This window comes from Caballeronia sp. AZ10_KS36 (assembly GCF_023631105.1).
Lineage (GTDB): Bacteria > Pseudomonadota > Gammaproteobacteria > Burkholderiales > Burkholderiaceae > Caballeronia.
In genome coordinates, this window is sequence record NZ_JALQDQ010000035.1 from 138,834 (window position 1) to 162,455 (window position 23,622).

A 23,622-nucleotide genomic window follows, 5' to 3' on the forward strand; every position below is an offset into this window, starting at 1 on the left:
GTCCTTCGCTTAAGTAGCGGGGCGATATTACATCCGCCGTGGCGAGACTATCCGCGCTTTATGCGCCCGCCACAATCGAGGATGATGGAAGCCGCCGTGCAAGGCGCGGGCGTGGCGCTCGCGCCGCCCGCGATGTTGACGCGGGAACTTCAGGCGGGCTTTCTCGTGCAGGCGTTCGGTATCGAGGTCAAGACAGGCAGCGCCGCGCGAGCGATGCGCTAGTTGCGCATGCGCCGCCTGCTTGCGGCAAGATCGTCCACGACCGGCACGGAAGAGAACAACAACAGGAGCGCAGCCAACGGCACGGTCGTCATGAAGCCGAGATGCGCGAAGCCGACCGCACCGGCAAAGCCGCCCGCGACGAACATGGCGAGCAGCGAACTCAGCAGCGCGAGTCGCGCATGATTGGCGCGCACGTAGTTCGCATCCGTCCGACTCACGCCGCGATTCCAGTACAGGCTCTTGCCTAGCTCGATGCCGATATCGGTCACGAGACCCGTCACATGCGTGGTCCGGATCTCCGCCTTCGATATCTTGGTGATCATCGCGTTCTGAAGACCCATCACGAAGCACAGCAGCGCGACCGTGGCCGGCACGTCCCACACGCGATGCGTCTCCAGGTTCGAACCGAGCATGCCGAAGACAAGCAGCAGGCACGCTTCGAGCAGGAGCGGCGTGGCGAAGACGCTGTGCGCGGCGCGCTGCCGTCCCCAGTTGATGAGCAGCGCCGAAGTCGCCGCGCCGCAGACGAACGCGAGCACGGCGCCGAGCGCCGAGAACACGAGCGCCGCCTGACCGAGCACGACGTTGTCCGCAATCGACGAAACCAGTCCTGACATATGCGACGTGTACTGTCCCACGGCAAGGAAGCCGCCGGCATTCGCCGCGCCCGCGACGAAGGCGAGCGCGCAACCGAGCCGGCGATTGGCGGAATCGGTGCGGGCGGGAGAAGTCAGACCGCGAAGGTAGCTGATCGGCATGGCGGGCCGTGCTGATTGGTCGAGCCGAGAAGATAGCACGACAATTTCGCCGTCCGTACGCGCCGGCCCGAGGCGCACCCAGGCCGTTGCGCACGCAACGAAACATGAATCGATAGCACGCTAACGAATAAAACAATCGCTATAATCCCGGCCCATGACTTCCATTGATCTCCTGCGCCGGTCGGTCAGTAGCACGCTCGTGCTGGCAGCGCGCCGCTGGCGGCGCACGAGCCACGGCGTGCTCGCTTCGTATGGCGTATCGGAGGCATGCGCGGTGCCGCTGCTCACCGCGAACCGGCTCGGCGAAGCGGTGCGGCAGGTCACGCTCGCGGAGCACGTCGGCATCGAAGGGCCGTCGCTCGTCAGATTGCTGGATCAGCTATGCGCGGCGGGCCTCGTGCGGCGCGACGAAGATCCCGAGGACAAGCGCGCCAAGACCATCACGTTGACTGACGAAGGCCGCGCCGTGACCGCGCGCATGGAAGCGCGGCTCGTCTCGCTGCGCGCCCGTCTGCTCGAGGACGTGAGCCGCGAAGATCTGGAAACGACGCTGCGCGTGCTCAATGCATTCACGGCGGCGCTCGCGAGCAATAAGACCCCGGCCGACGCGCCATGAAGTTCGCATCCGCACGCGAGTGGCTCTTTTCGGCCAAGACCTTCGCCGCCGCGATGATCGCGCTCTACATCGGCCTCGCGCTGGAACTGCCGCGTCCTTATTGGGCGATGGCGACGGTCTATATCGTCTCCAACCCGTTCGTCGGCGCGACGCGCTCCAAGGCGCTGTATCGCGCGCTCGGCACCGCAATCGGCGCGGCGGGCGCTGTGGTGATCGTGCCGCCCTTCGTGGAATCGCCGTTTCTATTCAGCGTGATCGTCGCGCTGTGGACAGGCACCCTGCTATTCCTCTCGATGTTCGACCGCACCGCGCGCAGCTACGTCTTCCTGCTCGCAGGCTATACGCTGCCGATGATCGCGCTGCCCGCCGTGACGAATCCGGCGGTCGTCTTCGATCTCGCCATCTCGCGCACCGAAGAGATTCTGCTCGGCATCGTGGTGGCGAGCATCGTGGGCAGCGTGGTGTTTCCGAGCCGTCTTGCGCCCACGCTCGTCGAACGTACCGATGCCTGGTTTCGCGATGCCGCCTTCTACGCGAGCGAAACGCTTTCGGGCCGGCTCGCGGGTGCCGCGATATCCGCGTCGCGTCAGCGGTTAGCTGCGACCGTCAACGGCCTCGAAGTGCTGTTGAGTCAACTCACGTACGACCACGCACGGCCCGATATCGTCCGGCGCGCGCGCGCGTTGCAGGGCCGCATGCAGATATTCCTGCCGCTGATTTCGTCGCTGGCCGACCCGCTCATCGAACTGGTCGACAAGCGTGGCACGCATCCGCCAGGACTCGAAGCGTTGCTCGCCGATGTGGCCAAGTGGATGTCGCTCCCCGCGCCGCAGATCCACGACGCCGCCGAGTCCGATCGCGAGCCGAACGCGCTGCGCGAACGCATCGCCGCGATGCGGCCATCGGCGCAGGCGCTCGCGAGCGAAGACGGCGCGTTGCTTTCGAGCGCGCTGTGGCGTCTTTCGCAGGTCATCGACGTATGGCAGGACATTCGCACGCTGCGCGCCGCGATGCTGCATGACGAACACGACTGGCGTCCGCGCTTTCGGCACTGGCGGCTCGGCGGCACGGCGCGTTTTTTCGATCGCGGCATGATGCTGTTTTCGACGGGCGTCGCGGTCAGCGCGATCATCGTCGCGTGTGCGTTGTGGATCGAATCGGGCTGGGCGGACGGCGCCGCCGCGGTCACGCTCGCCGCCGTCGCGTGCTGCTTCTTTGCGGCGCTCGACGAACCCGCGCCGCAAGTGTTCGTCTTCTTTCTCGCGACGTGCATGAGCGTGGTGTTCGCGGGACTTTACGTGTTCGCGGTGCTGCCGCACGTGCATGACTTCCCGATGCTCGTCATCATCTTCGCGGGGCCGTTCCTCGTCGTCGGCACGTTGATTCCGCAGCCGCGCTTCACGCTCATCACCATGCTCGTCGCAGTGAATACCGCGACGTTCATCAGCATTCAGAGCGCCTACGAAGCGGACTTCTTCGTCTTTCTCAATAGCAACCTCGCGGGCGTGGCCGGGCTTTTGTTCGCGTTCGTGTGGACGCGCGTGACGCGGCCCTTCGGCTCCGAACTCGCGGTCGCGCGGCTCACGCGCTCGGCTTGGCGCGATATCGTCGCGTGTTCTTCCACGGCGACGCTCGACGATCAGCGCAACCTCTACTCCCGCATGCTCGACCGCCTGATGCAAGTGCTGCCGCGGCAGGCCTCGACGGATTCGCACCGGCACCCGTCCATCGAGAGCTTCCGCGACTTTCGCGTCGCGCTGAATTCGCTCGATCTGCGGCGCGCGCATCGCAAGCTCGCCTCCGACATTCAGGCGTCGATCGACGAGGTGCTCGCTGGCGTGCGCGATTACTTCGGGCATTGCATCGAGCGGCGCGAACGTCAGCCGGTGCCGTCGACGCTCCTGCGCTCGATCGACCGCGCCGTCGCGCAGGTCGCGGCGCACACCATCGCGGAGGCGGAAAAGCACGGGCAGGCGGCATTACCGGGGGAACGATTGTTGCGCGACACGCTGCATGCGCTCATCGGCGTGCGCTTGTCGCTGCATCCGCCCGCAACCGACACGCAGCCAGCCCCGCGTGGCGACGCGCCACGGGAAGAACCCGCCTGATGCTCACTCCATTCACATCACCGGACTCGCTCGCATGATCGGCGAAATCGACATTCTCGGCGTCTTCGTGCCGGCCGTTCTCGCGCTGATGTTCATCGCGTATCTGCTGAACCTCGTCATCCGCACCGTGCTCACGCGCGTGGGCTTCTATCGCTTCGTGTGGCATCGCTCCGTTTTCGATCTCGGCATCTATGTACTGGTGCTGGGGCTTGTCGTTATCGTTTCGCATCGGCTCATCACGTGAAAAAAACCTGGTTCTCCGTCGGGCAGATCCTGCTCACGCTTATCGTCGTCGCCATTGCAGCCGTCGTGTTGTGGAAGCTGGTCGATTACTACATGTTCGCGCCGTGGACGCGCGATGGCCACGTGCGCGCCGACGTCATTCAGGTCGCGCCCGACGTGTCCGGCCTCATCACCGATGTAAAGGTCGTGGATAACCAGCAGGTCAAGCGCGGCGACGTGCTGTTCGTCATCGATCGCGCGCGCTATGCGCTCGCGCTGCGCAATGCCGAAGCCGCCGCGCAACAGCGCCGCGCAACGCTCGATCAGGCGCGGCGCGAGGACGCGCGCAATCGCTCGCTCGGCAACCTCGTGGCGCGCGAAGTGGTCGAGGAAACCCACTCGCGCGTGGAGCAGGCCACAGCCGCGCTCGCCGATGCCGAAGTCGCCATCGACACCGCGCGCCTCAACCTGCAACGCACGCAAATCCTGAGTCCGGTGGACGGCTATCTCAACGATCGCGCGCCGCGCATCGGCGAGTTCGTCTCGGCGGGACGCGCGGTGCTGTCGGTCGTCGATATGCACTCTTTCCGCGTCGATGGCTACTTCGAAGAGACGAAGCTGCACGGCATCGATATCGGGCAACCGGTCGATATCAAGGTGATGGGCGAGCCGAACCTGTTGCGCGGACACGTGCAGAGCATCGTCGCGGCCATCGAGGATCGCGACCGTCAACAGAGCTCGAGCCTGCTGCCGAACGTGAACCCCGCGTTCAGTTGGGTGCGGCTCGCGCAGCGCATTCCGGTGCGCGTGACGCTCGATGAAATTCCCGCCGACTTCCGCATGATCGCCGGGCGCACGGCCACCGTCTCGGTGCGCGGCGTCGGTCCCACCATCGGATCGCGTGCGGCGTCCGGCAACATGCCCGCGTCCGCGACGGCGCCCGCATCGCCGGTCGCCGCGCATGTGCCGGCTTCGGGTGCATCGCAATGAAGCGCACTGCACGCATCAGAAGCCCGCGCCTCGGCCTGACGCTGCTCGCGTCGATGCTCGTGCTCGGCGGCTGCATGACGGTCGGCCCGGACTACAAGCTGCCCGAAGGCGCGGCGGTCAATGCGCCGTATGCGAACGCGCCCATCGACGGCGCGGATCAGGCGCCCGTCACGCAAGGCACGGCGCCTTCGAAATGGTGGCGTCTCTACGACGATCCCGCGCTCGACGAGCTCGTGAGCGAAGCGTTGATTTCTAACGCGGACATTCGCGTGGCTGCCGCGAACCTCGCGCGTTCGCGTGCCGAAGTCGAATTCGCGAACCGGCAAGGCGGCTTTTCGAGCCGCAGTTCCGTCGCGTTCCAGCGGGCGCAGGAATCGGCGGAACAGTACTTGTTGACCGAGAAGCTGCCGGTCGTGAACGAAGGCGCGCTGGAACTGAGCGTGTCGTATGAATTCGATCTCTTCGGCAAGCTCAAGCGCGGCGTGGAAGCCGCCCGCGCCGACGACGAAGCCGTCGAAGCCGCGGTCGATCTCGCGCGCATCACGGTAGTGGCCGATGTCGTGCGCGCGTATGTCGAATCGTGTTCGGCGGCGGAAGAACTGCGCATCGCGCAAAAGTCGTTAGCACTCCAGAGAGAACGCGTGCGGCTCACGCAGCGCCTGCGCGAAGCGGGCCGCGGCAATCAATCCGAAGTCACGCGCGGTCAGACGCAATCCGAGACGCTCGCGGCCGACATTCCGCGCTTCGTCACGCGCCGCCGCGTGGCGCAGTATCGGCTGGCGATGCTGCTCGCGCGCGCGCCGTCCGCCTTGCCGCCCGCCGCGGTCGCGTGCGACAAGCTGCCGAAGCTGCGCGAGCCGATTCCTGTCGGCGACGGCGCGTCGCTCCTGAAGCGCCGTCCCGATGTGCGGCAAGCCGAGCGGCAACTGGCGGCATCGACTGCGCGCATCGGCGTGGCGACTGCGGCGCTGTATCCATCGGTGAGCTTCGGCGCGTCGGTCGGTTCCGTCGGCGTCGCCGAAGACCTGCTCGGCGCGACGACGAATCGCTGGGCGTTCGGGCCGCTCATCAACTGGAGCTTTCCGATCAACGGGCAACGCGCTCGCGTGGTGCAGGCCGAAGCGGCATCCGGCGGCGCGCTCGCGCACTTCGACGGCGTGGTGCTCAATGCGCTGCGCGAAACGCAAAGCAGTCTCGCGACGTATGCGTCGGATGCAACGCGTGCCGATAATCTGCGCACAGCCTACCGGTCGGCGGTGGAATCTGCGGATGAGACGCATCGGCTTTATACGGCCGGGCGCGAGTCGTTCGTCGCGGATCTGGATGCCACGCGCACGCTGACGAGCGTCGCCGCGCAAGTGGCGGCGGCGGAGAGCCAGGTCGCGCAGGATCAGGTGAATCTGTTCCTTGCGCTAGGCGGCGGCTGGGAACGCGACGAAGACGTGGCGAACGCGCCGGGCAAGTAGTCGCGGTCGCCCGAGCTTATCCGGCAAAGACCCTTCGCTGGGTGCTTCGGCAAGCGCACTGCATCCGCAGTTTTCGTAGGCCGATGGCTTTGCGATTGCGAACGGATACCTGTTGGCGCGGTTCGCGTTCGGCCGCTTCGCTTGCGGACAGACCGACGCTCAACACACCGGCCACGCACGCCACCAAAGATGCAAGAACATGCCGCCGCATGCGTGCCAGGTACGCGGCAAACGCCTGTCAAGCTGGCGTGCTCGTTGCAGGCCAGCTTCGATGCCCGGCTTACTGAGACATTGCGCCGGACGCGGGATGCTCCTTGCTCAGCCCGTCGTGCTTCTTCATCTTGTCCTTGCTCATCGAGTCTTTCTTCATGCTGTCATGCGACATGGCGTCCTTGCTCATCGAATCGTGCGACATCGCATCGTTGGACATCGCGCCGCTCGCCTGCGCGTGAGCCGCCGATGCGCCGATTGCCAATGCCGCCGCGAACACTGCCGTCATCACTCGTTTCATTTCACTTCTCCTTGTTGGACCTGCGGACCTGCGTTGAGAACCTGCTCCGGCCGGGCCGGATTCGAAAGCACGGCGGTCATGAACCGCCGAACCAGTTGTAGCCCTGATCGACCCAATAGCCGCCGGGATACGTGTTGGTGACGAAGATTTCGACGATATGCTTCGGGTTCTTGTAACCGAGCTTCGTCGGCATGCGCAGCTTCATCGGATAGCCGTATTTCGCGGGCAAACGCTCGCCGTCATACTCGAATGTGAGCAGCGTCTGCGGATGCAGTGCCGTGGGCATGTCGATGCTTTCGTAATAGTCGTCGGCGCAGCGAAAGCCGACGTACTTCGCAGTCGTGTCCGCGCCGACGCGCCGCAGAAATTCGCGGAACGGCGTGCCGCCCCAGCGCCCTATCGCGCTCCAGCCTTCCACGCAGATATGCCGCGTGATCTGCTCGGCGTGAGGCAACGCGTAGAGCTCCGGCAGCGTCCAGACGCGCTGGCCCGTCACCAGACCGCTCACCTTCAGCCGGTAGTCCGCGCCATTCACATGAGGCACGTCGTCGATGCCGTAGTACGCATTGAACGGGAACGGCCGCGTGATCTGCGCCTCGCTGTACGTGGGCGCGAGACGCGTCGGGTCGAACAGCAACGCCTGCACGCGATCGTTCAGGCGCGAAACGGCGCCGAGAAACGTGTTGACGGAGTCTTCGTCGGTGAGCGAGCAACCGGTCAGAAGCGACAGCCCGCCGAGCGTGAGCATGCGCTTGCCGAAGAGGCGTCGCGACGGCATGACGAGCTCGCGCGTGGCATCGGCGAGCACGGATGCGCGGTCGAGCGTGGCGATCTTTTTACCTTGGGTCTTCATGGCGTGGGCTCCCTTCGTTCAACGACCGCGCAGCATGGTAAGCAGCGAGCGCGGCACGAGCGCGACCATCACGACATGCACCACCACGAACGCCGCCATGACCGCCATCGCGCAAAAGTGAACGACGCGCGCGTTGTCGTAGCCGCCCATCAGTTCACGCAGCAACGGAAACTGCACGGACTTCCAGATGGCAAGACCGGACAGCACGAGCACGATGAGATCGAGCACGACCACAAGGTATGCGAGCTTCTGCACCGCGTTGTACTCGCGCGGATTCTCGTGCGAGAGCTTGCCGCGCATCGCCGCAACGAGGTCATGCACGACAGCGCGCGGCGATAACGGAAAGAACTTCGAGAAGAAGCGTCCGCTCGCGACATTCAGCGCGAGATACGCGAGTCCGTTGAAGACGAGCAGCCACATCGCGGCGAAGTGCCACTGAAGCGCGCCGCCGAGCCAGCCGCCGAGCGTGATGGAAGGCGGAATGACGATGCGCGCGAAGACCGGCGATGCGTCGTAGATGCGCCAGCCCGAGAACATCATGATGAGCGCGGCCACGGCGTTGAGCCAATGCGTGATGCGCAGCCATAGCGGATGAACCGGATGCTTGCGTTGCAGGCTATCGGGCGGGGCGTCGAGTGTCGTGTCCATGATCGTTGCCGATAAGGGTGATGTACTCGTGAATTCGCTCGCCGCGCCGGCGCGGTTACAGGGCGCGCGGAGAAAATTTTTTTCGATGCGGTTTGCCGCTGCGCTGTAACCGCGCGCGCATCGCAAGCGAACTAACGTACGCAAGCAACGACCCGCCCCCAAACGACGCATACGATGAAAACGATTGGCGCAAAGGCAGCCGGCATTGCCGCTCGCCGTGGCTTCGGCTATTCTGAAACGCTCGATCTAAAACGCGATCCAGCTTACGCCGCGCTTGCTGTCTGCATCGCGCCGCGTTCGCTCGCTTCGTCCTTTCATCGCCTTGCCTTCACGGGACTCGCCTTGCATGACGCGGAACATCGCCTGAAGACGCTCCTTTGCTCCGGCCTCGAAGGCGACCAGAACGCCTATCGCGGTTTCCTGCAGACGCTCACGCGGCATCTGCGCGGCTACTTGCGCAAGCGCATTCCGCAGCATCGCGATGACGTGGAAGACCTCGTGCAGGAGATCTTGCTGGCGGTGCACAATGCGCGGCACACCTATCGCATGGAAGAACCGCTTACTGCATGGATTCATGCCATCGCGCGCTACAAGCTGATGGACTTCTTTCGCGCGCGTTCGCGTCACGAGTCGCTCAACGATCCCCTCGACGATCACGACGACCTTTTCGCCGTCACCGACGACGAGCCGACTCAAGCGCGTCACGACCTCGGCAAGCTCCTCGCACAGTTGCCGGACAAGCAGCGGCTGCCGATCGTTCACGTCAAGCTGGAAGGGTTGTCGGTCGCGCAGACCGCGCAACTCACGGGGCTCTCGGAATCCGCCGTGAAAGTGGGCGTGCATCGCGGACTCAAGGCGCTTGCCGCGCGCATTCGCGGCTTCAGAAGCGAGGAATCCGATGCGAACCGATGATCTGATCGATCTGCTCGCAGCCGGTGATGCGCGCGTCGATCGCGCGGCCGTCGGCCGCCGTTTCGCGCAGGCGCTGCCGCTCGGTTTCATCGGCTCGGTGCTGTTGATGCTCGTGGTCTACGGACTGCGCCGCGATCTGGCGAGCGTCGCGCAGACGGCCCTGTTCTGGGCCAAGCTCGCGTTTCCGCTATGCGTCGCGGTCGGCTCGCTGATCGCCGTGATGCGGCTGGGTCGCCCCGGCGTGCGCGGCGGTGTCGCGTGGCCGATCATCGTGCTGCCGTTCATCGCCGTGTGGCTGGCGGGCGCGCTCGTGCTCGGTCAGGCGACGCCCGCTGAACGCTTGCCGCTCGTGCTCGGGCAGTCGTGGCGCACGTGTCCGTTCAATATCGTGCTGCTCTCGGTGCCGACGTTTCCCGCCGCGCTGCTGGCCGCAAGAAGTCTCGCGCCCACTGATTTGCGCATGGCGGGCGCGGTGGCCGGCCTGCTGTCGAGCGCGCTCGCGACCATCGCCTATTGCCTGCATTGCCCGGAGATGAGCCCCGCGTTCTGGAGCGTCTGGTATGCGATCGGCATGCTGTTGCCGGCCGGCATCGGCGCATGGCTCGGGCCGCGCGTGCTGCGCTGGTAGCGCTAGCTCGCGCGGCGGACTCTTGCGCGGCGCTTGGTTGCGCCCAGCATGGCGAGCACCGGGCGCGCCGCGCCTTCGAGCAACTCGCGCCGCGGGTTGACCCGCGCCAGCACGCGCAAGCCCATGAGCGAAGCGAGCAAGGCCTTGGCGATATCGTCGGCCGATACGGTCGCCGCAATGGTCCCGTCGTCCTGTCCCGCGCGCACGCAGCGCACGAAGAAGCCTTCGATCTCCTTGAGCACCGCGCTCAACGCGCGATGAATCTGGCGGTCGTGCGGCGCGAGTTCGAGCGCCGAATTCACGACGAGACAGCCCTTGCGATGCGGATCGCGCACCGACAGTTCGATGATCTCGTCGAAGAACGCGAGAATCGCATCGCGCGGCGGCAGGCGATGCTCGAAGCGCCGCACGCGGTCGCGAAAGCCGTGCTCCACATAGCGTTTCAGCGCGCGTTCGAAGAGCGTGCGCTTGTCGCCGAAAGCGTTGTAGAGACTGGCCGCCGTGAGGCCCATCGTTGCCGCGAGATCGCGCACGGAGGTGGCTTCATATCCGCGCGACCAGAACTGCGCGGTGGCCGCATCGAGCGCGGCTTCCTCGTCGAATTCACGCGGACGCGGCATGATCGAGCCTCTCCTTCAAGCCGTCTTCGGATAGTTCGACGGGAACAACGCGCGGCGCGTCTCTTCGTCGTTGACCGTCTTGAACGCGTGCTGCTTGTTCAATGCGCGAGCGCGCGCAACGGCGGGGCGCGCGTCGATGGCGGCGAACCAGCGCTGCAACTCGGGATACGCGGCAAGCGGCGCTTCGGTCGTCTTGAACACACGCGATGCGCGGTCGATCCAGCCCCACGCGGACATATCGGCAATGGTGAAGCTCTCGCCGACGATGTACTCGCGACCTGCGAGGCGATCGTTCAGCACCTGATAGTGCCGGTCCGCTTCACGCCGATAACGGTTCACCGCATAGTCGAGACCTTCGGGCGCCGCATGCTGGAAATGCACGGCTTGGCCCGAAAACGGCCCGAGACCCGTGGCGATGAACATGAGCCACGACAGAAGCTGCGGGCGGTCTTCCGGCGTGCCGACGAACTGGCCGGTCTTCTCCGCGAGATAGAGAAGGATGGCGGTCGAATCGAACACCACGGCTTCCTTGCCGCCCGGGCCTTCCGTATCGACGATGGCTGGCACCTTGCCGTTCGGGTTGATCGCGCGGAATGCGGGCGTATGCTGCTCGCCTTTGCTGGTATCGACTGGCTTCAGTTCATAAGGCACGCCCGCTTCTTCAAGAAACAGCGCGACTTTTGCGGGGTTGGGCGTGGGGTGGAAGTAGAAGTGGATCATGCGAGCGCGCTCCGGTTTGGCAGGCGACCATTTTAGATCGCTCGCTCCAAAACGCGCAACGATGGCTTCTTCTCTTATGCGCAGAGCTTGCGGATGACCGACTCGATATCGACTTCTCCCTTCAAAATATCTTCGCTGCGTCCTTCGAAGTCGATCCATCCTTCATTGAAGCCGTCGAGCATGCGGATGCGCGGCATCGGATTCTTCATGCCCTGCTGTTCGAACATGTCGCGCCAACTCTCGCGCGGCACCGCTTGCGCGGCGACCGGCTTGCCGAGCACGGCCGCGAACGCCGCTGCGATATCGCGCGGGCTGACGCGTTGCGGACCTTCGAGTTCGACGATCCGCGTGCCGTGCCAGTCGTCTTGAAGCAACCGCGCGGCGGTTCTGCCGACGTCTTCGGTGGCGACCATCGGAATGGCGCGATCCAGCGGTTGCAGGAACGAATGAACGACGCCTTCGTCGCGGGCCGATTGCACGTCCCATGCGCTGTTCTCCATGAACCAGCCGGGGCGCAGGAAGGTCACGGGTATCGGCTGCGCGATGAGCGCGTCTTGCAGCAACGTGTGCTGCGTGAGCAGATTCGTCTCTGTCGCCTGCGCGCCGATGGTCGACAGGCACACGATCTTGCGCGGCTTTGTACGCTGCACCGCCGTGACGATGGCTTCAATGACTTCGCGCGTTTCCGGAAAGCCGGGCAACGGATCGAACTGCGGCGGCAGCAGAATGAACACGCCATGCGCGCCTTCGAACGCCTGCGCCAGCGCGTGTGCATCGTTCATGCGGGCGTTCGCCACCTCGCAGCCACGCGCCGCCCACGGCTCGCCCTTCTTTGCATCGCGCACGACCGCGCGAACGCGTTGTCCCGCTTGCAGCAGCGCATCGGCGAGCACGCCGCCCACTTGTCCGCTGATACCCGTGATGGCGTACATGTTTGCTTCCTCCTTGCGAATCGGTTGATGTCTTGTTTGACGACTCGCATGGTAGGCGGCGGCCCGCGCCGGTGAAATGCCGCCCGCGTCATTACATTCATGACGCGGCAGCACGAATGAAAAAGCCCCGCTCGCAAAGGGCCGCAAAACAGGGCCGCGAACGGGGCTTCGACACTTGGAGGACGACGCGTGCTTCAGGTCACCGGGGCCGGATTGAACAGCACGAGCGCGTTGTGCAGCTTCAGCTTCTCGGCGCGCGTTTGCTTGCGGCCGCTCGCGACATCGAGCATCAGACGGAACAGTTCCCAGCCCACGTCCGCGATGCTCGCCTCACCCGTCGCGATGGTCCCGGCATTCACGTCCATCAGGTCATGCCAGCGGCGCGCGAGATCGGAGCGCGTCGCGACCTTGATGACCGGCACTTCGGCGAGACTGTACGGCGTGCCGCGCCCCGTGGTGAAGACATGCAGATTGATGCCCGCAGCCAGTTGCAGCGTGCCGCAGATGAAGTCGCTCGCGGGCGTCGCCGCGTAGATCAAGCCCTTCTGCTTGACCTTCTCGCCCGGCGACAGCACGCCCGAAATGGTGGAACTGCCCGACTTGACGATGGACCCCATCGCCTTCTCGACGATGTTCGACAGCCCGCCCTTCTTGTTGCCGGGCGTCGTGTTCGCGCTGCGGTCCGCGCCGCCGCGCTTCAGATAATCGTCGTACCACTTCATCTCGCGGATGATGGCCGCAGCCACTTCGCCATTCGCCGCGCGCGCCGTGAGTTGCGCGACGCCGTCGCGCACTTCGGTCACTTCCGAGAACATCACGGTCGCGCCCGCGCGCACGAGCAGGTCCGTCGCGAAACCGACCGCCGGATTCGCCGTGAGACCCGAGAACGCATCGCTGCCGCCGCATTGCACGCCGACGACCAGATCGGATGCGGGACACGTCTCGCGGCGGCGATTGTTGAGCCGCTTCAGATGCGTTTCGGCCATGAGCATGATGGAGTCGATCATCGACTGGAAGCCGACGTGTCCCTCGTCCTGCAGCACGACCGCGCCGCCGTTCGCCTCGCTTTCCATGTCGCCGATATCGGCAATGGCGTCGTCGAGCGCGGCGGCCGCGATCGGTATGGTGCCGGGCGGCATCAGACGTTCGGGCTGGAGCTTCTCGCAGCCGAGGCTCACCATCATCACTTCGCCGCCGAAGTTCGGGTTCAGCGCGATGTTGCGCACGGTACGGATGGGCACCATCGCGTCCGGCGCTTCGATGGCGACGCCGCAGCCGTAGGTGTGGCCGAGGCTCACGACATCATCGACATTGGGGTAGCGCGGCAGCAGTTCCGCCTTGATGCGATCGACCGCGTGCTGCACGACATCCGCGACGCACTGCACGGTGGTCGTGATCGCGAGGATGTTGCGCGTGCCCACGCTGCCGTCCGCATTGCGATACCCCTCGAACGTGAAGCCTTCGAGCGGCGACGTGTCGGGCGCCTTGATGGTCGCGACGGGCAGATCGTCGAGCTCGGGCGGCGTCGGCATGCGCAACACGTGCTCGTTGATCCAGCTGCCTTTGGGCAAATCCTTCAACGCATAACCGATGACCACGTTGTAGCGGATCACGGCATCGCCTTCCGCGAGATCGGTCAGGGCCACCTTGTGACCTTGCGGCACGCGTTCGCGCAGCACGAGCCCATCGGCGAACGTCGCGCCTTCGCCAAGGCCTCCGTCGTTCACGACGATCGCCACGTTGTCATCCGGGTGCACGCGTATATAGAGCGGCGGCTGATTCATTCTCGACAATCCCTGGTGCATGACGGCCCGCGCCGTCCTGGAGTTATGTCATCCTACAACACATCGTCCCTGTCTGGCTCGGTGTTTACCCGCGAAATACGCTACCGAACTGTACGTGAGTTGCCGCGAGCCGAGCCATGTTGTACGATGACCTATAAGCGCTGCATTCGCCGGACGCTGCCAAACGAGACATAGATCATGACGACACCGCAAGAACTCAAGCAAATCGTATCCGAGGGCCTGCTCTCTTTCCCCGTGACCGACTTCGACGCGCAAGGCAACTTTCGCGCCGATACGTATGCGGAACGTCTCGAATGGCTCGCGCCGTACGGTGCGTCCGCGCTGTTCGTCGCGGGCGGCACGGGCGAGTTCTTCTCGCTGACGCAGCCTGAATATTCGCAGATCGTGCGCACGGCCACCGAAGTCTGCAAAGGCAAGGTGCCGATCCTCGCGGGCGCGGGCGGCCCGACGCGCACGGCCATCGCTTTTGCGCAGGAAGCCGAGAAGAACGGCGCGCAAGGCATTCTGCTGATGCCGCACTATCTGACGGAAGCCTCGCAGGAAGGCATCGCGGCGCACGCCGAACAGGTGTGCAAGGCCGTGCCGAACCTGGGCGTCATCATCTATAACCGCGCGAATTCGAAGCTCAACGCCGACATGCTGGAGCGTCTCGCGGACCGCTGCCCGAACCTCATCGGCTTCAAGGACGGTGTCGGCGAGATCGAAGCGATGCTGACCATTCGCCGTCGTCTCGGCGACCGCTTCTCGTACCTCGGCGGCCTGCCGACCGCGGAAGTCTACGCGGCGGCCTACAAGGCGCTGGGCGTGCCGGTGTACTCGTCGGCGGTGTTCAACTTCATCCCGAAGACGGCGATGCAGTTCTACCGAGCCATCGCGGCCAACGACCACGAGACCACCGGCAAGCTGATCGACGAATTCTTCCTGCCGTATCTGGCCATTCGCAATCGTCGTCCGGGCTATGCCGTGAGTATCGTGAAGGCCGGCGCGAAGCTCGTCGGACACGATGCCGGTCCGGTGCGCGCGCCGCTGACGGATCTGACCGATGAAGAAATGAGCCAGCTCGATGCATTGATCAAGAAGCTCGGCGCGCAGTAACTCGCGCTCCTAAAGCGCCCCGAGCGTGGGACAAGCGTCCGGCGCTCGGGGCGTTTCAACTGGCGCTCAAGAAGCGGCGACGACGCGCAGTTCGAGCGCATCGCCACCGGCGGCGATATCGAGCAGGCGATCCACATTCGGATGCGCCCCCGGACGATTGCGCGCGTCCGCCGTATGTTCCGCGAATACGAGCAGCCCGTGCTCGGCGGCCTGCGCGTTCAGCGTGCCGAACGTCTCTTTCAGGTAGTGATAGACCGCGAGCGAGCCTTGTTTGCCCGGCTTGTTTTCGATGCTCGCAACGACATCGCCCTTCGCATCGATCAGATCGATGCGCTCGATGCCTTCGATCGAAGGCAGTTGCGCGAAATTGTCCTTGAATACGCTGCTCGGCTGAATCACGAAAGAGGCTCCGGTCATGGTCGGTGAATGAGGCGGAGTATCTTAATCGATTCGCGCATCAGAAGATGTGCATGAGGCCGACGTATGCGCCGGTCTGCGATTCGCCGGCAAGCGGGCTCGTGCTCGTGCTGGCGTCCGAGTTGCGCGGCGTCGCGAATACGGAGAACGTGCCGTTCGCGCTGTTGCGCACATAAGCCACGGTGCCGTAGACGAACGTGCGCTTCGTGAAGTTATAGGTGGTGCCGAGCGAATAGAGCATGGCGTGACTCGCGGGATCGTGCGAGGCGTCGCCCGCGCCCTCGCCTACGTGAACATAGAAGCCCGCTGCGGTGACGGCCCATTGCGGCGTCGCCTGATACGTCGCGCCGAGCCAGTAATGGTCCGCGCTATCGGCGATGCCTGCAGGCGTATCGGGCGCCGCGTAGTGCGTATAGGCGGCCTGAATCTTGAACTTGTCGACCTTCAGGTTCGCGCCAACGAAGTATTCCCGCGACGACGCGAAAATATTGCTCATGCGCCCGTTCTGGTCGCGCAACTCGTCGTAGATGCCGCGCACATCAAGAAGCGGCGAATGATACGTGAGCATGATGCCCTCGGAGCGCCCGAACTCGCCCGGCGCGCCGCTGTTGAATGCACCGGGCTGATTGCCGAACGCATACTGGCCCTGAACATCGAAGCCATGAAACACGGGGCTATGGTATTCGACGTTGTTGCTCGTCTGCTGCCAGTTGCGTCCGCGCACGAGCGATGCCGAGGACACCGCTTCCTGCACCATCGGATCGAATTCCCAGACGCCGTCGCTGTCGATGAAAAGATTGCGGCCCGCCTGAATCTGGCCCCACGTCTTCGAATTGATACCCACGTAGGCGCGCCGTGAAAACATGCGGTCGCCGCCCGTTCTGCCGTTCATGATCTGTAGCGCGGTTTCCAGGTCGAAGACGGCGCTCATGCCGCCACCGAGGTCTTCGACGCCCTTGAAACCGAGCATGCTCGTGCCCCAGTCACCGCCTTCCGCGCTCCATCGCGTGGCATTGCCGCCTGCGCCGTTCGCGACATGATTCAGGTATTCGATGCCGCCGTCGAGCCGGCCGTATAAGGTGACGCTGGATTGCGCCCACGCGCCGGAGGTGAATAGAAGAAGCCCTGCCGCCTTGCAAAGCCTGACCGTCGTGTCTTTCCTCATGTGCCGCTCCATGTCCGTGGCGTTCGCCAACGCTGATTCTTGTTGGGCACGAACATAGCACTATCTTGCGAACATCGCAGAAGCGGCCGGTGCGATCCGCATCGACTTCGGCGAGTGCAAGAGAAATGACAGGCGCGCGCGGCCCGAAAGGCGCACACCGCCCGTCAAGATGAAGCCGCGCTTACCGAAGCAGCCGATGCTCGACGCTGCGAGAGGGTCGCCGTGTTCTTCGAGCCGGTTTGCGTCGGCATCAACGGTCAAATATCGCGCAAAGGCCTTTGCTTCGGATACCTAATCGTATTACCGAGCCACGCAACCGGCGTGGCGCCTCCCTCACATGCGATCCACTGCAATCACCGCATCGGCGAACGCCTTCGGCGCTTCCTGCGGCAGATTGTGTCCCACGCCGCCGCCCACATCGATATGCCGGTACTTACCCGTGAACTTCTTCGCGTACCCAGACGGGCTCGGATGCGGCGCGGCGTTCGCGTCGCCTTCCATCGTGATGGTCGGCACCGTGATCGGCGGCGCGGCCGCGAGGCGCTTTTCGAGCGCGTCGTATTGCGGCTCGCCTTCGGCCAGTCCCAGTCTCCATCGATAGTTGTGAATGACGACCGCGACGTGATCCGGATTATCGAACGCCTGCGCCGAACGCTCGAACGTCGCGTCGTCGAAATGCCATTCCGGCGATGCCGTTTGCCAGATCAGCTTCGAAAACGCGCGACGGTTCGCTTCATAGCCCGCGCGGCCGCGCTCGGTCGCGAAGTAGAACTGATACCACCACGCGTATTCCGCTTTCGGCGGCAAGGGCGCGCGATTCGCTTCCTGACTGCCGATGAGATACCCGCTCACGGACACGAGCGCCTTGCAACGCTCCGGCCACAACGCCGCGACGATATCGGCGGTGCGCGCGCCCCAGTCGAAGCCTGCGACGAGCGCCCTCTGAATGCGCAGCGCATCCATGAGCGCGATGATATCGACGGCGACGACCGCCTGCTGTCCGTTGCGCGGCGTATCGGCCGAGAGAAAGCGCGTCGAGCCATAGCCTCGCAGGTAAGGCACGATCACGCGATACCCCGCGGCCGCAAGCATCGGCGCCACTTCGGCGAAGCTATGAATGTCGTACGGCCAGCCGTGCAGGAGGATAACGGGCGGACCGTTTTCGGGGCCGACCTGCGCATAGCCGATCTTGAGCGTGCCTGCATTGATCTGACGGATATCGGCAAACGAAGGCGCGCTCGCTGTGCCCGCCGACTGCGCGCGAACGAGCCCGCTGAAGCCCAACTGCATCGCGCCGATGCCTGCGATAGTCGCACCTAGCAGGCGGCGGCGCGAGCCGTTGATGTTCTCCGTCATGTCACTCTCCCCTAAGTGTCGTCGATGAAGCGCATGATGGATGCGAGGCGCCGTCCGAGCAAGAGCAACAAAGTTCACGTATCGTTGCTTCAAGAACAACGCTCAGGGACGGGGACATGGTCATGCGCGAGATCAATCAACAGCGTCTGCGCTACTTCAACGAGGTCCTGGCGCACGGCACCATTCGCGGCGCGGCAGACCGTCTGAACACATCGCCATCGGTGATTGCGCGGCAAATCAAGTTGCTTGAAGACGAACTCGACACGCTGCTCTTCGAACGTCAGGCGCGCGGCGTTCGTCCGACGGAGGCTGCGTTTCATCTGCTCGAATTCTGGCGCGGGTATCGTTCGCAGCAGGAGAAGCTGGAGGATCAGCTTCATGCGTTGAAAGGGCTTCAGCAAGGCAAGATCAGGCTTGCCGTGAGCGAGGGCTACGTCGACATGCTGGTGGACGACGTCCTCGCGCCGTTCTGCGCGCGCTATCCCGGCCTCGACGTGACGGTGGAGATGCTGGCCGTCGATGAGATCATCGAGGAGGTCGCGCAGAGCCGCGCGCATATCGGGCTCGCGTACAACCCGCCGCCGCATCCGCGCATCGAGGTCCGCGCGAGCTCGGCGCAGCCAGTGGTGCTGCTTGCGCGGCGCGATCATCCGCTCGTCCGGCGCGGTGGCGTGGCGCGCATCGACGACCTGCGCGACTATCCGCTCGCCCTCATGCCGCCCACGTTCGGCATCGGGCATGTCGTGAAGATGCTGGAACTGGCGGAGGGCGTCTCCATCCGCGCGACAGTTACGACCAACTCGCTCACCGCATTGAAGCGCCTCGTGAGCGCGGGGGACTTCATCACGTTGATTGGTGCATTCGCTGCATATCGCGAGATCGCGAGCGGCGAGATGAAGACTGTGCCTATTGCGCACCCCGTCTTCGAAAGCATTCAGGCGCGTGTGCTGTTGAAAGCGGGCAGGCCGCTCGCAGCCGGACCGCAAGCGCTGCTCGCGGGGCTGCTGGACGCCATGCCGATGTTCGCGCAGCGTGACAAGCGCCGCAAGCGCTCGGCGAAGTGATGCAACGTCGCTGCGCGCGGCCTCAACGCGCGCCGTCTGCTTCCACGCAAGCGGCCTGCTCCAGCAATGCTTCAAGCGCAACCGGCCGCGAGCGCAGAAAGCCCTGCATCTTGTCGCAACCGGCGTCTCTAAGGCGTTGCAGTTGTTCCTGCGTCTCGACACCTTCGGCCACCACGATCACGCCGAGCTTATGCGCGAGATCGATCACGCCTTCAACGACCGTGCGCGTCATCGCGTCGGTGGCGATGTTATCGACGAACGACTTGTCGAGCTTCAGCACATCCGGCCTGAAGCGCGCGAGATAGCTGAGGCTCGAATAGCCGGTGCCGAAGTCGTCGATGGCGATGCGCACGCCGAGCGCACGCAGTTTCGACAGCACTTCCTGCGCATCGTCGACATTTTCGATCAGCGCGGACTCCGTGATTTCGAGCGTGATGCAAGCGGCATCGATGCCCGCCCGCTTGATCACATGATGAAGCACGGGAACGAGCCGTGGGTCGCGCAACTGCTTCGGCGACACGTTCACCGCCACCGACCGCACCTCGGGCACGGATGCGGCAAGGCGCCGTGCCGCCTGCACCGCTTCGCGAATGATCCAGTGCCCCGCCTCCACGATAAGCCCGCTTTCTTCCAGGACTGGAACGAATGCAGATGGCGGAATGAGGCCGAGGAGCGGATGCTGCCAGCGCAACAGCGCCTCGACGCCGACGAGGCCGTCCGTGCGAATCGAGTATTGCGGCTGATAGTGCAGAACGAACTGATTGTCGCGAATGGCGCCGTGCAATTCGGTCTCGAGATGCGCGCGCGCGAGGTCGTCCTTCTCGCGCTCCCCGAACACGCGAAACGCGTTGCGGCCCGCGCGTTTCGCGGCATACATGGCCATGTCCGCGCTGATAAAAAGCGTCTCGGGCGTGCGGCCATGCTCGGGATACAGCGCGACGCCGATCGAGCATGTCATGTTGACGGTCTTGCAGCCGGCCTTGATCGGCCTGCCACAGGCAAGCGCAAGCCGTCTGCACGCGCGCTCGATGTGGTCCTGATCGAGTGCGCCGGGAAGAACGATGGTGAACTCGTCGCCGCCGGCACGCGCCGCCACCGCGCCCTCCGGCATCGCTTCGCCGATGCGTTCGGCAATCGCCTTGAGCACGGCATCGCCCGCGCTGTGGCCCGCCGTATCGTTGATGGACTTGAACCGGTCGATGTCGATGAACAGATACGCGAACGGCTCGCCCGACGCGCATCGCTCGACGAGCGCATGCATCATCGCGTTGCGGTTGTGCAGGCCAGTGAGGCTGTCGGTGTTCGCAAGGCGATTGAGCGCCTGCAGGTTCATGCGTTCTTCGGTAGCGTCGACGCATACGCTGACGACGCGCGAAACGGCGCCGTCTTCGCTGACAGGATAGATGTCCGCGCGCACCCACCGCGTGCGGTCGCCTGCAAGACACAAACGGAAATAGCTCTGCGACGGCGCGCCGCTGTTCACGGCATCGCGCATCTTGCCGCGCAGGCCGGGCATGTCTTCGGGATGCACGCGCTGCATCCACGCCTTCTTGTCGGTTTCGAGCGCGGCCACGGGCATCTCCCACATGCGCTCGAAGGCCGAACTCACATGCAACAGGTCCTTGAAGTCATGGCTCGCGGTCCAGAAGACCGCATCGACGTGATCTTCCATGTCCTTCTGCACGCGCGCATTGCCGCGCAGTTCCTCGATCAGATCGACTTCAGCCGTGATATCGCGCGACTTGCAGAGCACCGCGACGACGCAGCCTTCCTCGCCATAGACCGGCGCGAACGTGGACGTCCACCACTTCGGGGTGCCGGCCATCGTCGGACATGCCGCCGAGAACGAGACGGACTCGCCCGCCTTCGCGCGTTCGAAGGCCGCTCGCGCGTCCGCGCCTTCCCATAACGCGAGCCAGTCGATGCCGACGATCTCTTTGGCGTCAGCCGCTTCGAGCAGCCGCGTGCCGACATCGGAAATGCAGCTCACGCGGCCGTCGAGATCGAGCAGTTTGATGCAGTCTTCGGCAATCGAAAGCAGCCCGTTGGAGAACTGCTGCGCGGCGAAGAGCTGGCGCTTCCATCGCAGCATGCAATGAAGGACCGCCACGGCCGCGGCGCACGCCGCGCTCAGGAGCACGGCGAACGGATGCGCCACGAACGGCGTCACGCACGCGACGAGCGCCGCGCCCAGCACCGCCAGCGCGCATGTGTCGAACCGGCGCGCGCGCTGCACATGCGGCAGCCGCCGCGCGACGCTATCGCCGATCGCTCCGAGAAATTCGCTCGCTCTTTCCTGCACTGCCGTAGTTCCTTTCCGCCGTGAGTGCGTCCTTGCTCGCTGCTTAACGGCGGGAAGGGGAAAGTCTTGAGCCGGGCAATGCTCTGGAGATATGCGGAAAACCCTGCCTTCGCGTGTCGCTCAATGCGTGTTGGTGGTGAGAGTCAAGGCGGGCCTTCTACTCAAGAGCCGCGCGCTTCGCGCGAGAGCACACGGGCTATCGCACTCGCACGCGCAAAAAGACGTCTACTGCGCGTCCAGCAAGAATCGCGTGCCTTAAGGCGTCTTCGGCCGGCGCACGACACGCACTTTGGCCGCGCGTCCGCCGCCGCAGAAGAAGCGGTCGTGCCCGTCCGATTCGAGCCCCGAGATGCTCGCGCCCTCGGGCATGTCGAGGCGTTCGAGCACATGGCCCGTGGCGGGGTCCACGTGCCGCAACTCGCTTTCGTCGCCTTCCCATGTGGCGTGCCACAACTCGCCTTCGACCCACGTGACGCCCGTCACGAACCGGTTCGATTCGATGGTGCGCAGAATCTCGCCGCTCGTCGCATCGATCTGATGGATCTTGCGGCCGCGATACTGGCCGACCCACAGCGTGCCTTCGCCCCACGCTAGGCCCGAGTCCGCGCCGCCGCCGGGCGCCGGAATGGTTGAGACGACGTGGCCCGTTCGCGGATCGATCTTCTGGATGCGGTCCTCCGCAATCTGATAGAGATGCTCGCCATCGAAGGCCGTTCCCGCGTGAGCCGCCACATGGAGCTTGCGTTGCGGCTCGCCGGTCTCGGGATCGAACGCGTTGAGCGTATCGCCTGCCGCGAACCACGCGGCATGACCGTCGAAGGTCACGCCGTGCACGCCTTCCACATCCGAAAAAGGCCCGTATCCACGGATGATTTCTGCTTTCGCGCGTTTCATGGCTCGGTCCTCTGGTCGCGCATCGTTGGATGCATTGCGATGATGCTAGCCGCTCGCGAGGCCGGCGGGGAGTAACAAGGCCGACGCGAATCCCGGCGTGGGCGGCGCGAGCCACCGGCGCGCGCGGCCGCGCCCGAACGACTGCACCTTGCCCGAGGCGGCCAATGTTTCCAGCGCACGTTGCACCGTGCGCTGGCTGGCATTGAGCGCAAGCGCGAGCGCGGAACTCGACCACGCTTCGCCGTCGGCCAGACAGGCGAGCAGCGGCGCGTGCGCGTCATCCAGAGGCCGCGCGAGCACGGCCACCTGTGCCGCTCGATGCGGCTCGAGCGCGTACCCGTCGCGCGTGGCCCGAATCTGCGCGAGCGGCCGCAGCAGCGTGCGCAAGCGTCCCATCTCGACCCGCAGCCGCGCGCGATGCGTCTCGTCCGCGTGACGCATGCGAAACGCGCATGCAATCAGTCGATCGCGCGGCACGTCGCCGGGCGACGCTTCGCCCAGCATGCGTGCCAGCGTAAAAAGCACCGGGCGCGTGGCGAGCGAGACCACTGTCTGCGCATCGCGCACGGCATGGCGGCAGGCGTCGATCACGAGCGTGTTCGATGCGAACAATGCCTCCACATCGTCCAGCAGCACAGGACGCGTCTCGCCTTGCGCAATAAGCCGCGCGGCGGGCGTATCGAGCAGCGCGCGCGCATGTTCGACTTCCGCTGACAGCGCCGCAATGCCGGCGACTCGCGCGGCTTGTCTCGCACGGTCCAGCGCGGCGCGGGCTTCTCTTGCCTGAAGACGGCGCATGGCGATGCCCGCTTCGATCAGCGCATGCGCGGCAAGCAACGCGGGCGGGAGCGCGGATGCATCGAGCGCGCGAAGCGCCTCTTCCGCTTCGTCGATGCGCCCGATCAACAGCGCGCGTCGCACGTCGAGATAGCGCGCGTGCGCCGCGTTGATGCGATCGCCGTGCGCTTCGAGCGTCGCGCGCGCGTGGTCCAGCGCCTTCGCGGGCCACGCGAGTTCGCGCGATGCGAGCGCAATCTCCGCTTCGGCGACGACGCAGCGTGCGCGCGCCACCGCTTCCTTCGCGCCGAATGCGCGAGACGCGCGCCTGAGCAGCGCCTTCGCACGCGGGAAGTCGCCGAGCTGCGCCATCGCGATGCCGCGCAGCGCGAGCGCGGGGGCATCGTCGCGCAGCGCCACGCGATTCAGCGCGCCGAGCGGATCGCCCGCCGCGAGCGCGCGCGCCGCCGCCGTCATCAACGAATCCATGCGAATCCCGACACGCTTGTCACTCCCCCGCGTCCGATGCCCGGCACTAATC

General features: G+C 64.9%; 24 protein-coding genes. 10 read left to right on the top strand and 14 right to left on the bottom strand.

Annotated elements, in window-relative coordinates; all coding sequences use genetic code 11:
• The first annotated feature begins 81 nt into the window (after positions 1-81).
• Positions 82-222: a type 2 periplasmic-binding domain-containing protein gene (locus NCR35_RS21255; protein ID WP_350029221.1), complete on the top strand. Its 141-nt coding sequence runs from the start codon at positions 82-84 to the stop codon at positions 220-222.
• On the opposite strand, the gene NCR35_RS21260 is transcribed toward NCR35_RS21255, so the two are convergent.
• Positions 219-980 (bottom strand): YoaK family protein, encoded by a 762-nt coding sequence (locus NCR35_RS21260; RefSeq protein WP_250535883.1) that lies wholly within the window; start codon positions 978-980, stop codon positions 219-221. The two genes, NCR35_RS21255 and NCR35_RS21260, sit on opposite strands and share 4 nt — an antisense overlap.
• A gap of 154 nt (positions 981-1,134) precedes the next feature.
• On the opposite strand from NCR35_RS21260, the gene NCR35_RS21265 reads away from it, so the two are divergent.
• From NCR35_RS21265 to NCR35_RS21285, 5 genes are read left to right on the top strand one after another with little or no spacing between them, the layout of a single operon-like run.
• Positions 1,135-1,596, top strand: coding sequence for a MarR family winged helix-turn-helix transcriptional regulator (locus NCR35_RS21265; protein WP_250535884.1), 462 nt, complete (start codon positions 1,135-1,137; stop codon positions 1,594-1,596).
• Positions 1,593-3,704 (top strand): FUSC family protein, encoded by a 2,112-nt coding sequence (locus NCR35_RS21270; protein ID WP_250535885.1) that lies wholly within the window; start codon positions 1,593-1,595, stop codon positions 3,702-3,704. The genes NCR35_RS21265 and NCR35_RS21270 overlap by 4 nt, the downstream gene beginning before the upstream one ends.
• 34 nt (positions 3,705-3,738) lie before the next feature.
• Positions 3,739-3,948: a DUF1656 domain-containing protein gene (locus NCR35_RS21275; RefSeq protein WP_250535886.1), complete on the top strand. Its 210-nt coding sequence runs from the start codon at positions 3,739-3,741 to the stop codon at positions 3,946-3,948.
• Positions 3,945-4,916 (top strand): efflux RND transporter periplasmic adaptor subunit, encoded by a 972-nt coding sequence (locus NCR35_RS21280; protein ID WP_250535887.1) that lies wholly within the window; start codon positions 3,945-3,947, stop codon positions 4,914-4,916. The genes NCR35_RS21275 and NCR35_RS21280 overlap by 4 nt, the downstream gene beginning before the upstream one ends.
• Positions 4,913-6,382 (top strand): efflux transporter outer membrane subunit, encoded by a 1,470-nt coding sequence (locus NCR35_RS21285; RefSeq protein WP_250535888.1) that lies wholly within the window; start codon positions 4,913-4,915, stop codon positions 6,380-6,382. The genes NCR35_RS21280 and NCR35_RS21285 overlap by 4 nt, the downstream gene beginning before the upstream one ends.
• 280 nt (positions 6,383-6,662) lie before the next feature.
• On the opposite strand, the gene NCR35_RS21290 is transcribed toward NCR35_RS21285, so the two are convergent.
• The 3 genes from NCR35_RS21290 to NCR35_RS21300 all read right to left on the bottom strand — a co-directional run bounded on the left by NCR35_RS21290 (position 6,663) and on the right by NCR35_RS21300 (position 8,394).
• Complete coding sequence (locus NCR35_RS21290; protein WP_250535889.1) at positions 6,663-6,893, bottom strand: pentapeptide MXKDX repeat protein; 231 nt, start codon at positions 6,891-6,893, stop codon at positions 6,663-6,665.
• 76 nt (positions 6,894-6,969) lie between these two features.
• Positions 6,970-7,746 carry a molybdopterin-dependent oxidoreductase gene (locus NCR35_RS21295; RefSeq protein ID WP_250535890.1) on the bottom strand — a complete coding sequence of 259 codons (777 nt, stop codon included), beginning with the start codon at positions 7,744-7,746 and terminating at the stop codon, positions 6,970-6,972.
• Positions 7,747-7,764: 18 nt separating this feature from the next.
• Positions 7,765-8,394, bottom strand: coding sequence for a cytochrome b/b6 domain-containing protein (locus NCR35_RS21300; protein WP_250535891.1), 630 nt, complete (start codon positions 8,392-8,394; stop codon positions 7,765-7,767).
• 342 nt (positions 8,395-8,736) lie between these two features.
• Between NCR35_RS21300 and NCR35_RS21305 the strand changes: the two genes are divergently transcribed.
• A complete protein-coding gene (locus tag NCR35_RS21305) occupies positions 8,737-9,306 on the top strand; it encodes a sigma-70 family RNA polymerase sigma factor (RefSeq protein WP_244851091.1) in 570 nt (189 codons plus the stop codon).
• Positions 9,293-9,934, top strand: a complete 642-nt coding sequence (locus NCR35_RS21310; RefSeq protein ID WP_250535892.1) for a DUF1109 domain-containing protein — start codon at positions 9,293-9,295, stop codon at positions 9,932-9,934. The genes NCR35_RS21305 and NCR35_RS21310 overlap by 14 nt, the downstream gene beginning before the upstream one ends.
• Positions 9,935-9,936: 2 nt before the next feature.
• Here the strand turns inward: NCR35_RS21310 and NCR35_RS21315 are convergent, their stop codons facing one another.
• From NCR35_RS21315 to garD, 4 genes are all read right to left on the bottom strand, one after another.
• Complete coding sequence (locus NCR35_RS21315; protein WP_250535893.1) at positions 9,937-10,554, bottom strand: TetR/AcrR family transcriptional regulator; 618 nt, start codon at positions 10,552-10,554, stop codon at positions 9,937-9,939.
• A gap of 15 nt (positions 10,555-10,569) precedes the next feature.
• On the bottom strand, positions 10,570-11,274 hold the full coding sequence (locus tag NCR35_RS21320; protein ID WP_250535894.1) for a glutathione S-transferase family protein: 705 nt from the start codon (positions 11,272-11,274) through the stop codon (positions 10,570-10,572).
• A gap of 74 nt (positions 11,275-11,348) precedes the next feature.
• On the bottom strand, positions 11,349-12,206 hold the full coding sequence (locus NCR35_RS21325) for an NmrA family NAD(P)-binding protein (RefSeq protein WP_250535895.1): 858 nt from the start codon (positions 12,204-12,206) through the stop codon (positions 11,349-11,351).
• Between the two features lie 194 nt (positions 12,207-12,400).
• Positions 12,401-13,990, bottom strand: a complete 1,590-nt coding sequence (gene garD, locus NCR35_RS21330; RefSeq protein WP_250535896.1) for a galactarate dehydratase — start codon at positions 13,988-13,990, stop codon at positions 12,401-12,403.
• 198 nt (positions 13,991-14,188) lie between these two features.
• Between garD and kdgD the strand changes: the two genes are divergently transcribed.
• Positions 14,189-15,106 carry a 5-dehydro-4-deoxyglucarate dehydratase gene (gene kdgD / locus NCR35_RS21335; RefSeq protein WP_250535897.1) on the top strand — a complete coding sequence of 306 codons (918 nt, stop codon included), beginning with the start codon at positions 14,189-14,191 and terminating at the stop codon, positions 15,104-15,106.
• A 66-nt stretch (positions 15,107-15,172) separates the two neighbouring features.
• Here the strand turns inward: kdgD and NCR35_RS21340 are convergent, their stop codons facing one another.
• The 3 genes from NCR35_RS21340 to NCR35_RS21350 all read right to left on the bottom strand — a co-directional run bounded on the left by NCR35_RS21340 (position 15,173) and on the right by NCR35_RS21350 (position 18,044).
• The gene (locus tag NCR35_RS21340) at positions 15,173-15,505 is read right to left on the bottom strand and encodes a DUF2322 family protein (protein ID WP_250535898.1); all 333 of its coding nucleotides are present in this window, start codon (positions 15,503-15,505) and stop codon (positions 15,173-15,175) included.
• Positions 15,506-15,563: 58 nt separating this feature from the next.
• A complete protein-coding gene (locus tag NCR35_RS21345) occupies positions 15,564-16,688 on the bottom strand; it encodes a porin (RefSeq protein ID WP_250535899.1) in 1,125 nt (374 codons plus the stop codon).
• Between the two features lie 333 nt (positions 16,689-17,021).
• Positions 17,022-18,044 carry an alpha/beta fold hydrolase gene (locus tag NCR35_RS21350; RefSeq protein ID WP_250535900.1) on the bottom strand — a complete coding sequence of 341 codons (1,023 nt, stop codon included), beginning with the start codon at positions 18,042-18,044 and terminating at the stop codon, positions 17,022-17,024.
• 122 nt (positions 18,045-18,166) lie between these two features.
• Between NCR35_RS21350 and NCR35_RS21355 the strand changes: the two genes are divergently transcribed.
• Complete coding sequence (locus tag NCR35_RS21355; protein WP_250535901.1) at positions 18,167-19,108, top strand: LysR family transcriptional regulator; 942 nt, start codon at positions 18,167-18,169, stop codon at positions 19,106-19,108.
• Between the two features lie 22 nt (positions 19,109-19,130).
• On the opposite strand, the gene NCR35_RS21360 is transcribed toward NCR35_RS21355, so the two are convergent.
• The 3 genes from NCR35_RS21360 to NCR35_RS21370 all read right to left on the bottom strand — a co-directional run bounded on the left by NCR35_RS21360 (position 19,131) and on the right by NCR35_RS21370 (position 23,570).
• Entirely contained in the window at positions 19,131-21,410 is a 2,280-nt protein-coding gene (locus NCR35_RS21360; protein WP_250535902.1) for a putative bifunctional diguanylate cyclase/phosphodiesterase, read from the bottom strand.
• A 255-nt stretch (positions 21,411-21,665) separates the two neighbouring features.
• A complete protein-coding gene (locus NCR35_RS21365; RefSeq protein ID WP_250535903.1) occupies positions 21,666-22,304 on the bottom strand; it encodes a Vgb family protein in 639 nt (212 codons plus the stop codon).
• Positions 22,305-22,349: 45 nt separating this feature from the next.
• The gene (locus tag NCR35_RS21370) at positions 22,350-23,570 is read right to left on the bottom strand and encodes a helix-turn-helix domain-containing protein (protein WP_250535904.1); all 1,221 of its coding nucleotides are present in this window, start codon (positions 23,568-23,570) and stop codon (positions 22,350-22,352) included.
• Positions 23,571-23,622 lie beyond the last annotated feature (52 nt).